Origin of the sequence: Staphylococcus sp. HMSC62B09 (assembly GCF_001839115.1) — a bacterium.
Classification (GTDB): domain Bacteria; phylum Bacillota; class Bacilli; order Staphylococcales; family Staphylococcaceae; genus Staphylococcus; species Staphylococcus haemolyticus.
Genome location: NZ_KV840169.1, coordinates 32,905 through 47,593 on the forward strand (window position 1 = coordinate 32,905; position 14,689 = coordinate 47,593).

The following is a 14,689-nucleotide window of genomic DNA, read 5'->3' on the forward strand; positions in this document are numbered from 1 at the left end:
GTTATTAGAATGGTAAGTCATCATCACTAATATCAATCGGTCCGTTTGCGTTTGCAAATGGATTATCAGATTGTTTATTGTTTGATGAATTATTGTTATTGTAAGACGTATTTTGTCCTGATTGTTGACCACCAAATCCTTGACCGTAGTCTTGGAAATCATTGTTATTACTTTGATTACGTTGGCCACCTTGAGCATTTTTAGGTTCAAGGAATTGAACACTATCTGCTACAACTTCAGTAACAAAGATACGACGACCTTCTTGATTTTCATAACTGCGTGATTGTATGCGACCATCAACGCCAGCTAGACTACCTTTGAATAAATAATTATTCACATTCTCTGCTTGTCTTCTAAATACAACAACATTGATGAAGTCAGCTTCGCGTTCCCCTTGAGCATTCGTGAAAGTACGATTAACTGCTAGAGTAAATGTCGCTACACTTACGCCTGAGGGAGTGGTTCTGTATTCTGGATCTTTAGTTAAACGACCTACTAATACAACTCTGTTTATCATTAAAACGCCCCCATTAATTTATTACTTATCTTGGTCTTCACGGATAACGATATAACGGATGATATCGTCACTGATTTTAGCTAAACGTTGGAATTCGTCTGTAGCTCTGTTGTTATCAGTTTTAATGCGTACGATGTTATAGAAACCTTCTTTGAAATCTTCAATTTCATAAGCAAGACGGCGTTTACCCCAGTCTTTTTCTTCTAAAACTTCTGATCCTTCTGAAGCTAAGATACCGTTGAAGCGTTCAACAACTGCTTTTTTAGCATCTTCTTCAATGTTTGGACGTACGACATACATAATTTCATATGTTCTCATTTTATACTTGCACCTCCTTGTGGTCTATGCGGCCTATCGAATACTAACGATAAGCAAGGAATAATTTTCATTACTCACAATCAAGGATTATAGCACAGAGTATTACTTTTTACAATATATTTTATTCAGCATCTGTTCCGCTAATTTACATTGTTCATAACCTTATTTTTCTACATATGTATCGTGTCAATTATAAAGTTGAGAATCATTAGTTTTTGTACTAACATCACAACTGCATTTTGCATATTAATATTATTTTAAAAAAATAAAATATCTAAAGGAGAGCTCAAATGTTCAAGAAAACAACATCATCTATTGCATGTTTAACTATTATGGCAACTTCTATAGGTGCGTTAAATGCAAACGCTTCTGAACAGACTGAAGGTAGCCAAAAAGGAACGATGGGGTATGGATATCAAAAATATCTAAAAAATCATCCCAATGAACAAAACAACGCTACTAGTAACCGTTCAACCTTTTCAACAAAATCTAAAGCAATCACAACACAAAATGGTGATCGTGTGTTAGATATTTCAGAATGGCAAGGAAACTTAACGGATGCACAAGTTAAACAACTAAAGCAAGATTATGATTTCATCATTATCAGAGGTCAATATGGTTCAGAATATGTTGATCAATGTTTGGAGAATAATTCAGCTTTATTAGATAAAAATAATATGAAATTCGGCGTCTATTCATATAGCCTGTATGAAAATGCTGATGATGCTCGAAATGAAGCTCAAACGCTTTATAGTCGTGCACCTAAAGCTTCATTCTATGTAAATGATTTTGAACAAAATTCAATCACTTCTGGTGATGCTGACACTGCTACAAAAGCTTGGGCTGATGAAATGAAACAACTTGCAGGGAATAAAAAAGTATTATTTTATTCTTATGAGAACTTTATGACCAACAACGTTCCGAATGCTGTAAGTGCCTATGATGGTTATTGGTTAGCAGCTTATCAAACGCAAGAACCTAATAGAGAGAAAGTTTTATGGCAATACACAGATAGTTACTATGCCCCTGAGCTAAACCAAAACGTTGATGCGAATTACTTAGATGCGAATGTTACTGCTGATTGGTTTACTAGTTAAAAAATTTATACATAGCACTTTATTTTTACGAACACTCGTTCTATAATATAGTCGAGGTGTAAAACATGCAATTAGATTTAGAATGGAATAAAGATTTTCAAGAATTTCAAGAAGTCTTAAATTGCGGTATCAATCCAGAATGGTTATATTGTGCGAAAGCCAATATGATTCTAGAACCTGCTTACACTGGAGAAGGTAAACAGTTTTTTAGCACCAAAGATATTATTGAAGCTAGTAAAGTTATACCGTTCTTTTAAGATATAATGAAATAAACAATATAAAAAAGCAATGTAAGTCTCCTGTCACTCAAGCCAAGCGAAACTTACATTGCTTTTTATTTTTTTATCAAACATTTAATTTTTACTATGCATATCGCTATAAATAATTAGATTTGATTATTAAACGTTAAATCTAAAGTGTACGATATCGCCATCTTGCATAATGTATTCTTTACCTTCTAAACGTTGTTTACCCGCTTCTTTAGCACCTTGTTCGCCACCATGCTCAACATAGTCATCATAACTTGTCACTTCTGCACGGATAAATCCACGTTCAAAGTCAGTGTGAATAATACCTGCACATTGTGGTGCTGTCATACCTTGTCTGAATGTCCAAGCACGCACTTCTTGTACACCTGCAGTAAAGTATGTTGATAAACCCAATAAATCATATGTTGTTCTGATAAGTACGTCTAGTCCTGGTTCCTCAATGCCTAAATCTTCTAAGAACATTTCTCTATCTTCGTCATCTAATGTAGCGATTTCTTCTTCGATTTTTGCACTAATAACGATAACTTCAGAATCTTCTTTCGTTGCATATTCTCGAATTGCTTTTACTTTATCGTTATCTTCATCACCAATCTCGTCTTCTCCAACATTGGCAATATATAACATTTTCTTAGACGTTAGTAATTGTGCTTGGTTAACGTATCTTTGATCTTCTTCATTGAAGTCTAAGCTACGTACAGGATCACCATTTTCAAGTGCTTCTTTGATTCTAGACAGAATTCTCATTTCCATTTCAGCAGTTTTATCTTTTTGACGCGCCATTTTTTCAATTCGAGGCAAACGTTTTTCAACAGATTCTAAGTCTGCTAATACTAATTCCATATTAATAACTTCAATATCATCTAAAGGATTTACACGTCCTGATACGTGCGTTACATTTTCATCATCAAATGCACGTACAACTTGGCAAATTGCATCTACTTCACGAATATGTGATAGGAATTTGTTTCCTAAACCTTCACCTTTAGAAGCACCTTTTACAATACCTGCAATATCAGTAAACTCAAAAGTTGTAGGAATAGTTTTTTTAGGTTCAACCATTTCTGTTAATTTATTTAAACGTGAATCTGGCACCTCTACGATACCTACGTTTGGATCAATTGTTGCGAATGGATAGTTAGCGGCTAACGCTCCCGCTTTAGTTATTGCATTAAATAAGGTAGATTTACCTACGTTCGGTAATCCTACGATTCCTGCTGTTAAAGCCATTAATCATTCTCCTAACCTTCAGTATCTTGATTTGATACTAATATTTTCTTTAATTTTTTATTGAACGTTTGACGTGGAATCATAATACTTCGTTGGCAATTCTCACATTTGATGCGAATATCAGCACCCATACGAATAATTTTAAATCGATTAGTTCCACATGCATGTTGCTTTTTCATCTCTACTATATCATTTATTCCATAATTTGACGTCATGAAATTACCCCTCAATAATAATTAAGATTTTCCTTGTTGATTATTATCTTTAATATAAATTGGTTGTGGTAATTTAATACCTTCTTGAACAAATACTCTTTGAATTTCTTTTCGTAATATTCTTGAGCCGGATGCACCTTCACCTGGAATGGTTTCAGCAGATATTCTAAACGTTACTTTAGTTTCATCCAACGAATCAATACCTTCTACGACTGGATCAGTGATAAATAAGTAATATTTGCTGCGCATTGCAGTAAATAGTTTATTTAGACGCTTTTCTACCTTGTCTAAGTTTTCTTCTACAGATACCGGAATTTCTACTATAGAGAAACCATTGGTAATAGAGAAATTAGTAATTTCTCCCATACTACCATTTGGTAAAATCGTTAATTCACCAGTGATTGTGTTAATTCGCGTTGATCTTAAGCCAATAGATTTTACTGTTCCTTCTGCTACTGTTGTACCACCGCTATTGATTTTAACATAGTCCCCAACATCAAATTGATTTTCAAATATAATAAAGAAACCAGTTATGATATCTTTAACAATCGTTTGAGCACCGAAACCAACCGCTAAACCGACGACACCGGCACTAGCGATGATACCTTCAACACTAATTCCAAATTTACTTAAGATAGTAGTAATCACAATGAACCAAATAATGTAGCTCACTACGTTTTGCACAAGAGAAATAAGCGTTCGAGAACGTTTCTTATTGCCTTTGCTACTGCGATTTTGAATTTTAAATGCTTGTTCAATTACTTTGTTTAATATTGCTATGACGATAAGTGCAACAATAATATATATGATAATTAATGCTATTTTAATAGCTAAATTTTCATATGTTTCTATTTTAGTTAACGGTTCAAATAATGAAGACAATACATTTTTGACCTGATTCATGTAATAGTAACCTCCCTATTCAACTTTTTTATAATTAAATTATTATACTCATTTATTGCGCAATATGTATCCGTCTTAAGCTTTATTTTATTACTTATTTCCTTGGCAAAGCCTAAGATGTAACACATCTTAACTCACTCTTTCATAGAATATCACTCTATCAATACGATTGATTACGTATCATACTTCGTCATTGAGTTTTTGAATGAGTCGTTTAAATTCTTCTTCTGTTTTGAATTCAAATGTTATTTTACCTATATTCTTGCTAGTTGAAATGTCTACTTTAGACCCAAACTTTTCTTTCAGTCGACGTTCTTGCTTTTGAATGAATTTAGGTTTTATTTGCGTTGTTGCTTTGCTTTTTTTAGACTGCCCACCGTCTTGTAATTCATTTACAACCTGTTCAAGATATCTAACACTCCAATTTTCACGTATGGCTTGTTGGCTTATCTTTTTCATCATAGTGACATCTTTAATGCCTAACAACGTGCGTCCATGTGCACTAGATAACGCACCTTCTTTGACTTGATTCGAAATGTCTTTGGGTAAATTTAGCAATCTTAGCATATTTGCGATATATGGTCGTGATTTGCCTAGTCGTTCCGCTACTTTTTGTTGTGTTAATCCTAAATCATTCATGAGGCGCTGGTAACTTTCAGCTTCTTCAATGGCATTGAGATCTTCTCTTTGTAAGTTCTCGATAATTGCTAATTCCATCATGTCAGAATCGGACAATTCTTTAATAATGGCAGGTATCTCGGTTAACCCTGCTAATTGAGATGCTCTAAATCGTCTTTCGCCAACTACTATATAGTAGCCCTGTACAGTCTGACGCAATACAATGGGCTGTAATACACCATGAGTTTGTATTGACGTTGCTAAATCACTCAATCTATCATCGTCAAATGTTTTACGAGGTTGATATGGATTAGCTTTAATTTTAGAAAGATCAATTTTTTGAATTTGTTCATTTTGACTTATCGCCAATCGCTCATCTTGCTTATGACTCACTATTTTCACCTCTCTAAGCCATTATTGATATCGTATTTGAAGCATTATCTAAGAACTAGTCTTTTACAATCACAACAAACTTACTTTTACACTATAAATTCAATGGCGCGCATTTTTTAGTACTTATTTATTTTAAAAAATATAGAATAGGTTTAACAAGTAAATTAAACAAATGTAATGAAAAAATTAAATTTTTTTATATACAATTATCGCTATGCTATCAATACTTAAAGCGTTTTCTGAATTACCTTTATAATTTTAATTTTCAGAAAAGTTGTTGACAAATGTAATTTAGGTCTGTAAGCTATGAATTAACTTAAAAAAACACAAATTACACACTGTAATAAGGAAAGTAGAACTTACACTGCTAATACAGAGAGTCTCCAAAGCTGAGAAGAGACATTGAAAGAAAGTTTGAAAATGGCCTTTGAGTGTTGATGCCAATACGAGGTGTCAACGGGTTCGCCCGTTATAGCGATACAGTATTAACATTTATTGTTTAATGGCGTACTGGAATTCTAGACGTCGCTAATCATCGTTAATACTCATTTACTTATAATCAAGTTAAATGAGTTTTTTAATGTGTCCCTTTCATTCGACTAAAGCGTTACATAACGATTAAATTAGCGTCCACTATCTCAGTACACTTTTATTCATAAAATGGCGTACTGTTTGAGGTTACTTTAGCAATAAAGTAATAAATAAAGGTGGTACCGCGAAACAGGCTTTCGTCCTTTACATCCGATGCATATCGGGTTTAAAGGACGGAAGCTTTTTTTATTAGACAAAAAATGAATGGAGGATTTGACATGAAAGATACTCAATTAGCACAAATATCATTAACTAAAGATATTACTGGCGCAATAGCCAATCCTATCTATTTGTCTACTGCATATCAGCATCCTCACCTTGGTCAGTCAACAGGCTATGACTATACAAGAACAAAGAATCCAACACGTTCTGCATTTGAAGAATCCTTTGCGAAATTAGAAGGAGGCATTGCTTCATTTGCCACTTCAAGTGGCATGGCTGCAGTACAACTCATATGTAACTTGTTTCAACCAGGTGATGAAATATTAGTCGCTTTCGACTTATATGGTGGTACATTTAGATTATTTGACTTTTATGAAAAACAATATGGTATCAAATTTAAATATGTTGATTTCCTAAATTATGAAGAAGTTGTTAACGCTATTACGACCAATACAAAAGCACTTTTCATAGAACCTATTTCGAATCCACAAATGATCGAAATTGACGTTGAACCTTATTACATCTTAAGTCAACAGCATGATCTATTAACAATTATCGACAACACATTTTTAACACCTTATTTATCCACGCCTTTAGAAGACGGTGCAGACATTGTACTCCATTCAGCAACTAAATATATTGGCGGTCACAATGATGTATTGGCTGGGGTTGTATCTGTTAAAGATGAATCATTAGCTGAGCAACTTGGGCAATTGCATAACATGATTGGAGCAACATTGTCTCCTATCGATAGTTATTTATTACAACGTGGCTTAAAAACATTACATTTACGTATTGAACGGTCAGAAGCAAACGCTAAGAAGTTAGCCGAGCGATGTAAAGTTTCTAGTGCTATAGATGAAGTGCTATACAGTGGTAAAACGGGCATGCTGAGTTTACGTCTAAATAAAGACTTTAGTGTTGCTAAATTTTTGGAAAATTTAGAAATCTGTATCTTTGCAGAAAGTCTAGGTGGAACAGAAACATTCATTACTTTCCCATACACACAAACGCATGTCGATATGCCGGATGAAGAAAAAGATAAACGTGGCATAGATGAACACCTTATACGCTTATCTATTGGTATTGAAGATTATAACGACATTGAGTCAGATATTTTACGAGCATTGGAGAATTCTAAAGTAGGAGTGATTTCATGAGCTTATCAAAAGAAACCGAAGTTATTTTTGATGAACACAGAGGTGTAGATTACGATTCAGCTAACCCACCACTTTATGACTCTTCAACATTTCATCAAAAAGTGCTTGGTGGCAATACAAAATTTGATTATGCCAGAAGTGGCAATCCAAACCGCCAACTTCTTGAAGAGAAATTAGCGAAACTTGAAGGAGGACAATATGCATTTGCGTACGCCTCAGGTATCGCAGCAATTTCAGCGGTATTACTAACATTAAAAGCAAATGATCACGTCATTCTTCCTGATGATGTATACGGTGGCACATTCAGACTTACAGAACAAATTTTAAATCGCTTTGATATTCAATTTACGACTGTTAATGCTACACAACCTGAAGAAATTGAGCGTGCGATTCAGTCGAATACCAAACTCATCTACGTAGAAACACCATCCAATCCTTGTTTCAAAATTACAGATATACGTGCAGTAGCAGCGATTGCTAAACGTCATCACTTACTTTTAGCAGTGGATAACACATTTATGACACCGTTGGGTCAATCACCACTTGCACTTGGCGCTGATATTGTGGTTCATTCAGCTACTAAATTTTTAGGTGGCCACAGCGATATTATCGCAGGCGCTGCCATTACAAATCGTAAAGACGTCGCTGATGCATTATATCTTTTACAGAATGGTACGGGCACTGCATTGTCAGCGCATGATAGTTGGACATTAGCCAAACACTTAAAAACATTACCTGTGCGGTTTAAACAATCAACATCAAATGCGGAGAAACTTGTAGCATTTTTAAAAGAAAGAGAAGAAATTGCCGAAGTATATTATCCAGGAAACAGTTCATTACATTTATCACAGGCAAATAGCGGTGGTGCCGTGATTGGATTCCGATTAAAAGATGAAACGAAAGCACAAGACTTTGTAGATGCTTTAACTTTACCCCTAGTTTCAGTAAGTCTTGGGGGTGTAGAAACGATATTATCTCATCCAGCCACAATGTCACATGCTGCTGTTCCTGAAGATGTTCGAAATGAACGTGGCATTACCTTTGGCTTATTCCGATTAAGCGTAGGTCTAGAACAATCTCAAGAATTAATTGCTGACCTCAACTACGCATTAAAGGAGGCTTTCAATGAGTCGATTATTGAATCAATTACAGAACAACGTTTTAGTAGCTGACGGTGCAATGGGAACAATTCTCTATTCAGAGGGTTTAGATACATGTCCAGAAGCTTATAACTTAACACATCCAGAAAAAGTAGAGTCTATACATCGTTCTTATATAGAAGCCGGTGCCGATATTATCCAGACCAACACGTATGGTGCTAACTTTGAAAAGCTAAGACGCTTTGGCTTGGAACATAAAGTAAAGGACATTCATAAGACAGCTGTAGCCATCGCAAAACGTGCCGCACGACCTGATACTTTCATACTTGGCACAGTAGGTGGTTTCAGAAGTTTACAGCAAGAGGAATTGCCTTTGTCCACCATTCAGTATCACGCTGAAAATCAAATCGATACACTCGTTGAAGAAGGTGTTGATGGGTTATTGTTCGAAACTTACTACGACTTAGAAGAACTGACAAATATTGTTACAACAACACGTCGAAAGTACGATATCCCTATCATTGCGCAATTGACCGCTTCAAATACGAATTACTTAGTCGATGGCACTGAAATCAATAAAGCTTTACAGCAACTAGTTGCCTGTGGCGCCAATGTTGTTGGATTAAATTGCCATCACGGTCCACACCATATGCAACGCTCATTTTCACATATTGAGTTACCAGAAACGGCTTACTTATCATGCTATCCAAACGCAAGTTTACTGGATATTGAGAATAGCGAATTTAAGTATAGCGATAATGCACAATATTTCGGAGATGTCGCACAAGAACTTATTAATGAGGGTGTGAGATTAATTGGAGGATGTTGTGGCACAACACCACAACACATTGCATATATCAAATCATCTGTAAAAGATTTAAAGCCTGTTAAAAATAAAAACGTCATTCCGATTAATCGTCAGACAAATCGAGCAGTCACACATACGTATAAACATAATTTAACAACAAAAGTTAAAAACAGACCAACAGTTATTGTCGAACTTGATACACCTAAACATTTAGATACAGATCTCTTCTTTGAGAATATTGGCAAACTTGACGAAGCGAACATTGATGCTGTTACCCTCGCTGACAATTCACTTGCTACTGTTCGTGTTAGCAATATCGCTGCAGCGAGCATCATACGCCAACGTTATAACATTGAACCCCTCGTGCATATTACATGTCGAGATCGTAATTTGATTGGCTTGCAATCACACTTACTTGGCTTATCGCTTATTGGCGTTAATGAAATTTTAGCGATTACAGGTGACCCTTCAAAAGTAGGCCACCTACCCGGTGCCACGAATGTCTACGACGTAAATTCAAAAGGATTAACCGAATTAGCATTAAGATTCAATCAAGGTATTAATACTGATGGTGATGCGCTGAAGAAACATACAAACTTCAACATCGCTGGTGCATTTGACCCTAATGTACGCAAACTTGACGGTGCAGTAAAACGCCTTGAGAAAAAAGTAGATGCCGGTATGAATTACTTCATTACACAACCTGTGTATAGCAAAGAAAAAATTAAAGAAGTATATGAGGCGACGAAACACCTTAATGTCCCTCTATTTATAGGTATCATGCCTATCGCAAGCTATAACAATGCACTTTTCCTACATAACGAAGTGCCTGGTATTAAAATGTCTGAAGACGTATTAAGCCAATTTAAAGCAGTAAAAGATGATAAAGAAAAAACAAAAGCATTAAGTTTGAGACTTTCTAAAGAATTGATTGATACAGTGCATGAGTATTTCAATGGTTTATACATTATCACACCATTCCAACGTATCGATTATTCATTAGAACTCGCAGCATATTCCAAAGCAATTACCCAAAACAAGGAGGCAATATCATGACAACAATTACAACTTCAAATTTAGGATTCCCAAGATTAGGTAGAAAAAGAGAATGGAAAAAAGCCATCGAGAGCTATTGGGCTAAAAAAATCGATAAAGCAGAATTGGATCAAAAGTTAAGTGACCTACATAGAGAAAATTTACTATTACAAAAAAATTATAATTTAGACAGTGTACCTGTTGGTGACTTCTCATTGTATGATCATATTCTCGATACATCATTATTATTCAACATCATCCCTGAACGTTTCCAAGGTCGCGAAGTTAACGATGATTTATTATTCGATATTGCACGCGGTAATAAAGAACATGTCGCGAGTGCACTCATTAAATGGTTCAACACGAATTACCACTATATTGTTCCTGAATGGGATAATGTTGAACCTAAAGTGAACCACAACATTTTATTAGATCGCTTTAACTATGCGAAATCTCTTAACGTTAACGCTCACCCTGTTATTGTAGGTCCTATTACGTTTGTAAAATTATCTAAAGGTGGACATCAATCATTCGAAGAGAAAGTTCAAACACTATTACCTTTATATAAAGAAGTGCTTCAATCATTAATTGACGCTGGTGCAGCTTATATCCAAGTTGATGAACCAGTATTAGTTACTGATGAAAGCGAAACTTATGAAGCTATTACTAGAGAAGCTTATGACTACTTTGATAAAGCAGGTTTAGCTGACAAATTAGTCATTCAAACTTACTTCGAACGTGCCAATGTTAAATTCTTAAGTTCATTACCAGTTGGTGGTTTAGGATTAGACTTTGTACACGACAACGGTTATAACTTAAAACAAATTGAATCAGGTGACTTCGATTCATCTAAAACATTATATGCAGGTATTATTGATGGCCGTAACGTGTGGGCTGCAGATATCGAAACTAAGAAAAAATTAATCGAAACGTTACAAGGACACGCAAAACATATCGTTATCCAACCTTCATCATCTTTATTACATGTTCCAGTATCATTAGATGATGAAACTTTAGAGCAATCTATCGAAGAAGGTTTAAGTTTCGCCACTGAAAAGTTAGACGAATTAGACGCGCTACGTCGACTATTAAATCAGAATGATAGCGCAAAATATGATGAATTGAAAGCACGTTATGAACGTTTCCAAAGTCAATCATTCAAAAATCTAGAATACGACTTCGATAGTGTACCGACAAGCCGTAAGTCACCTTTCCCTGAGCGTAAAAAAGCACAAGACGCACGCTTACACTTACCTGACTTACCAACAACTACAATCGGTTCATTCCCTCAAACACAAGAAGTACGTAAATATCGTGCCGATTGGAAAAACAAACGTATCTCTGATGAAACCTATAATAACTTCTTAGAAAGTGAAATTGCACGTTGGATTAAAATCCAAGAAGATATCGGTTTAGATGTATTAGTGCACGGTGAATTCGAACGTAATGATATGGTTGAATTCTTTGGAGAAAAACTTCAAGGTTTCTTAGTAACAAAATTTGGATGGGTACAATCATATGGTTCACGCGCAGTTAAACCACCGGTAATTTACGGAGATGTAAAATGGACTGAACCACTAACAGTCAAAGAAACTGTATATGCGCAAAGTTTAACTGACAAACCAGTGAAAGGTATGCTTACTGGCCCTGTAACTATCTTAAATTGGTCATTCGAACGCGTAGATGTACCACGTAAAGTCGTTCAAGACCAAATCGCTTTAGCCATTGACGAAGAAGTATTAGCGCTAGAAGAAGCGGGTATAAAAGTAATCCAGGTAGATGAACCAGCTTTACGTGAAGGTTTACCATTACGCTCTGAATACCATGAACAATATCTTGCAGATGCAGTAAATTCATTCAAATTAGCAACATCTTCAGTACAAGATGAAACGCAAATTCATACGCATATGTGTTATTCTCAATTTGGTCAAATCATCCATGCTATCCATGAATTAGATGCTGATGTTATCTCAATTGAAACATCACGTAGCCATGGTGATTTAATCAAAGATTTTGAAGATATTAACTACGATTTAGGTATTGGCTTAGGTGTTTATGATATTCATAGTCCACGTATCCCTACAGAAGATGAAATCGCTACAGCGATTGATCGTTCTTTACAACAAATTGATCGTTCACTATTCTGGGTTAACCCAGACTGTGGCTTAAAAACACGTAAAGAAGATGAAGTAAAAGACGCTCTTACTGTACTTGTAAATACAGTTCGTAAAAAACGTGAATCAAATAATCAAAATAAACCCGCGTAGGGAGGGAGCAGTACAGAAATCACTTGTGATTTCGTAGTACTGTCCCGGCACAGCTGACTAGAACTGAAGCGAGCTTTTCCTAAAGCGATGAGTCAGTTCAGTCAGCCACTGCCAAAATCAACATAGAATAACAATTACAATTGGAGGTATTGAACATGCCAAACTATCCATTATGGGATCAACTAAATCAACTGAAAGAAGCTGAATGGGTTGATTTAACACATACCTTTGACCCTGAAATACCTCGATTTAGTGAATTTGAAAAAGGTGAAGTTTCCACTCTTTTCACAGTCAAAGAGCACGGCTTTTACGTGCAACGTTGGAATATCGTCACTCAATATGGTACACACATCGATGCACCTATTCACTTTGTAGAGAATAAACGTTACTTAGAAGAGCTAGACTTGAAAGAGTTAGTATTGCCCCTTATCGTCTTAGACTTTTCAAAAGAAGCTGCAGAAAATGCTGATTTTATCGTCACACGTGACCATTTAGAGCAATGGGAAGCTAAAAACGGACGTATTGAAGAAGGCACGTTTGTAGCATTACGTACTGACTGGTCGAAACGTTGGCCAGATATTGAACAATTTGAAAATAAAGATTCTGATGGTAATCAACATTTACCGGGTTGGGGCTTAGATGCCTTGAAGTTCTTAGTCGAAGAACGTGGCGTAAAATCAATTGGCCACGAAACATTCGACACAGATGCGTCGGTAGATACCGTTAAAAATGGTGACATCGTTGGAGAACGTTACATTCTTGGACAAGATACGTTCCAGCTTGAATTGTTAACGAATTTAGACCAATTGCCAACGCGTGGTGGGGTCATTTATGCCATTAGTCCGAAACCGAAAGACGCACCTGGGTTCCCAGTACGTGCATTTGCGATTAAACCTTAAATAATGACACTTGAAGGCTTGATAACGAGCGATCAAAGCCAAATCTTTCCTAATATTATATAAAATCCTGTCACATCACCCATTACATTCTAGTATCGGGATGTGGCAGGATATTTTATTGATACGTTTTTATAATATTAATGATGTCTTCGTGAATATCCGGATGCGCGATAATCGCACCTTTAACATGATTTAAATCGATAGAGTTGCCTTGAATATCTGTTACAACTAACCCCAACTCTTTCGCATATAATATTTGTGCACTCATATCCCACAGGTTTGCTCCCATATCAATACTTGCACCGAAATCACCAGTGATTGTACGCAATGCACCAATGCCACCAGCGCCAATAAATCGAAAACCATGCGCATGTGAAATCAACGCTTTGAGTAATTCAGAACTCGCACGTTTAGGATCAATAGAAATCAAAGCATCGTTGAGATGATAATACTTGTCTACATAAAGTGGCACGCCATTAATCGTCACACCTTGACCTTGAACAGCTTTATATAATTTCTGTTGATAAAATTCATATGTATAGGCTAGTAAAGGCTCGCCATCGTAGAATAAACTTACAATTAAACAATAATACTTACCTTGCTTAACAAGATTGGTTGTTCCATCAATAGGATCTATCGCCCAAGCATAACCACGATACATATCTACTTCACTGTTACTTTTTTCCTCACCCATAATCTGGTGTTCTGGATAATTTGCTTTAATAAGTTGAGTGAAATCCGCTTGAACTTCTTTGTCAATATTCGTCACTAAATCTAAGTCATGCTTTTTAGTTTCAACAGCCACATCTTGTAACATCACATCTACTTTTTTAGCAATATGCACTATCCATGTTTCAATACGATGGTCAATATCTTGAATGACATACACGCCCTTCTCACCTCTTACTTTCAGTTTAATAATTGCTTTTTTAATTTTAAAAAATTATCCTTTTTCAACTATACCTAAGATTCGTTAACCTATTAAGTTCTTGTATGAAGTTTATATGTTTTTTCTAATAAAATATCTATTAAATACTCTGCCATTTAATCATTTTCTTTAATAACACTATCTTACCACTAGATTGACAAGAATGTTTAACGGGTAAATAT

Annotated in this window: 14 protein-coding genes and 1 other annotated feature; of the genes, 7 read left to right on the forward strand and 7 right to left on the reverse strand. The window is 35.5% G+C overall.

All coding sequences use genetic code 11. The features are described from left to right. Positions 1–4: 4 nt before the first annotated feature. Positions 5–517, reverse strand: a complete 513-nt coding sequence (gene ssb, locus HMPREF3265_RS11150; RefSeq protein ID WP_011276866.1) for a single-stranded DNA-binding protein — start codon at positions 515–517, stop codon at positions 5–7. Between the two features lie 21 nt (positions 518–538). After that, a complete protein-coding gene (gene rpsF / locus HMPREF3265_RS11155; protein WP_011276867.1) occupies positions 539–835 on the reverse strand; it encodes a 30S ribosomal protein S6 in 297 nt (98 codons plus the stop codon). Between the two features lie 290 nt (positions 836–1,125). Here rpsF and HMPREF3265_RS11160 point away from each other — a divergent pair, with 290 nt between their 5' ends. Both HMPREF3265_RS11160 and HMPREF3265_RS11165 read left to right on the forward strand, forming a co-directional pair. Beyond that, positions 1,126–1,932: a glycoside hydrolase family 25 protein gene (locus HMPREF3265_RS11160; RefSeq protein ID WP_037551792.1), complete on the forward strand. Its 807-nt coding sequence runs from the start codon at positions 1,126–1,128 to the stop codon at positions 1,930–1,932. 65 nt (positions 1,933–1,997) lie between these two features. Further along, positions 1,998–2,189, forward strand: coding sequence for a hypothetical protein (locus HMPREF3265_RS11165; protein ID WP_070861682.1), 192 nt, complete (start codon positions 1,998–2,000; stop codon positions 2,187–2,189). A 141-nt stretch (positions 2,190–2,330) separates the two neighbouring features. On the opposite strand, the gene ychF is transcribed toward HMPREF3265_RS11165, so the two are convergent. The 4 genes from ychF to HMPREF3265_RS11185 form a co-directional block, all read right to left on the reverse strand. After that, positions 2,331–3,428: a redox-regulated ATPase YchF gene (gene ychF / locus HMPREF3265_RS11170; protein ID WP_053019363.1), complete on the reverse strand. Its 1,098-nt coding sequence runs from the start codon at positions 3,426–3,428 to the stop codon at positions 2,331–2,333. A gap of 11 nt (positions 3,429–3,439) precedes the next feature. After that, positions 3,440–3,643 carry a DUF951 domain-containing protein gene (locus HMPREF3265_RS11175; RefSeq protein WP_011276871.1) on the reverse strand — a complete coding sequence of 68 codons (204 nt, stop codon included), beginning with the start codon at positions 3,641–3,643 and terminating at the stop codon, positions 3,440–3,442. Positions 3,644–3,664: 21 nt separating this feature from the next. Beyond that, complete coding sequence (locus tag HMPREF3265_RS11180; protein WP_070861683.1) at positions 3,665–4,546, reverse strand: mechanosensitive ion channel family protein; 882 nt, start codon at positions 4,544–4,546, stop codon at positions 3,665–3,667. 180 nt (positions 4,547–4,726) lie between these two features. Further along, positions 4,727–5,557 carry a ParB/RepB/Spo0J family partition protein gene (locus HMPREF3265_RS11185; protein WP_070840014.1) on the reverse strand — a complete coding sequence of 277 codons (831 nt, stop codon included), beginning with the start codon at positions 5,555–5,557 and terminating at the stop codon, positions 4,727–4,729. 331 nt (positions 5,558–5,888) lie between these two features. Further along, positions 5,889–6,296 (forward strand) — a binding site (T-box leader). Between the two features lie 70 nt (positions 6,297–6,366). On the opposite strand from HMPREF3265_RS11185, the gene HMPREF3265_RS11190 reads away from it, so the two are divergent. The 5 genes from HMPREF3265_RS11190 to HMPREF3265_RS11210 all read left to right on the forward strand — a co-directional run bounded on the left by HMPREF3265_RS11190 (position 6,367) and on the right by HMPREF3265_RS11210 (position 13,579). Further along, a complete protein-coding gene (locus HMPREF3265_RS11190) occupies positions 6,367–7,470 on the forward strand; it encodes a PLP-dependent transferase (protein ID WP_070840017.1) in 1,104 nt (367 codons plus the stop codon). Then, positions 7,467–8,642 (forward strand): cystathionine beta-lyase MetC, encoded by a 1,176-nt coding sequence (gene metC / locus HMPREF3265_RS11195; RefSeq protein WP_070861684.1) that lies wholly within the window; start codon positions 7,467–7,469, stop codon positions 8,640–8,642. The genes HMPREF3265_RS11190 and metC overlap by 4 nt, the downstream gene beginning before the upstream one ends. Then, positions 8,596–10,434 (forward strand): bifunctional homocysteine S-methyltransferase/methylenetetrahydrofolate reductase, encoded by a 1,839-nt coding sequence (locus HMPREF3265_RS11200; protein WP_070861685.1) that lies wholly within the window; start codon positions 8,596–8,598, stop codon positions 10,432–10,434. Before metC ends, HMPREF3265_RS11200 begins: the two co-directional genes overlap by 47 nt. Beyond that, on the forward strand, positions 10,431–12,680 hold the full coding sequence (gene metE / locus HMPREF3265_RS11205; protein ID WP_070861686.1) for a 5-methyltetrahydropteroyltriglutamate--homocysteine S-methyltransferase: 2,250 nt from the start codon (positions 10,431–10,433) through the stop codon (positions 12,678–12,680). The genes HMPREF3265_RS11200 and metE overlap by 4 nt, the downstream gene beginning before the upstream one ends. Positions 12,681–12,835: 155 nt before the next feature. Next, positions 12,836–13,579: a cyclase family protein gene (locus HMPREF3265_RS11210; protein WP_049426411.1), complete on the forward strand. Its 744-nt coding sequence runs from the start codon at positions 12,836–12,838 to the stop codon at positions 13,577–13,579. A gap of 115 nt (positions 13,580–13,694) precedes the next feature. Here the strand turns inward: HMPREF3265_RS11210 and HMPREF3265_RS11215 are convergent, their stop codons facing one another. Next, complete coding sequence (locus HMPREF3265_RS11215) at positions 13,695–14,468, reverse strand: inositol monophosphatase family protein (RefSeq protein ID WP_070861687.1); 774 nt, start codon at positions 14,466–14,468, stop codon at positions 13,695–13,697. Positions 14,469–14,689 lie beyond the last annotated feature (221 nt).

Excerpts from the sequence above, each read along its gene's own strand:
- ssb (WP_011276866.1), bottom strand. The coding sequence starts at position 517 with ATGATAAACAGAGTTGTATTAGTAGGTCGTTTAACTAAAGATCCAGAA.
- rpsF (WP_011276867.1), bottom strand. The coding sequence starts at position 835 with ATGAGAACATATGAAATTATGTATGTCGTACGTCCAAACATTGAAGAA.
- HMPREF3265_RS11160 (WP_037551792.1), top strand. The coding sequence starts at position 1,126 with ATGTTCAAGAAAACAACATCATCTATTGCATGTTTAACTATTATGGCA.
- HMPREF3265_RS11165 (WP_070861682.1), top strand. The coding sequence starts at position 1,998 with ATGCAATTAGATTTAGAATGGAATAAAGATTTTCAAGAATTTCAAGAA.
- ychF (WP_053019363.1), bottom strand. The coding sequence starts at position 3,428 with ATGGCTTTAACAGCAGGAATCGTAGGATTACCGAACGTAGGTAAATCT.
- HMPREF3265_RS11175 (WP_011276871.1), bottom strand. The coding sequence starts at position 3,643 with ATGACGTCAAATTATGGAATAAATGATATAGTAGAGATGAAAAAGCAA.
- HMPREF3265_RS11180 (WP_070861683.1), bottom strand. The coding sequence starts at position 4,546 with ATGAATCAGGTCAAAAATGTATTGTCTTCATTATTTGAACCGTTAACT.
- HMPREF3265_RS11190 (WP_070840017.1), top strand. The coding sequence starts at position 6,367 with ATGAAAGATACTCAATTAGCACAAATATCATTAACTAAAGATATTACT.
- metC (WP_070861684.1), top strand. The coding sequence starts at position 7,467 with ATGAGCTTATCAAAAGAAACCGAAGTTATTTTTGATGAACACAGAGGT.
- HMPREF3265_RS11200 (WP_070861685.1), top strand. The coding sequence starts at position 8,596 with ATGAGTCGATTATTGAATCAATTACAGAACAACGTTTTAGTAGCTGAC.
- metE (WP_070861686.1), top strand. The coding sequence starts at position 10,431 with ATGACAACAATTACAACTTCAAATTTAGGATTCCCAAGATTAGGTAGA.
- HMPREF3265_RS11210 (WP_049426411.1), top strand. The coding sequence starts at position 12,836 with ATGCCAAACTATCCATTATGGGATCAACTAAATCAACTGAAAGAAGCT.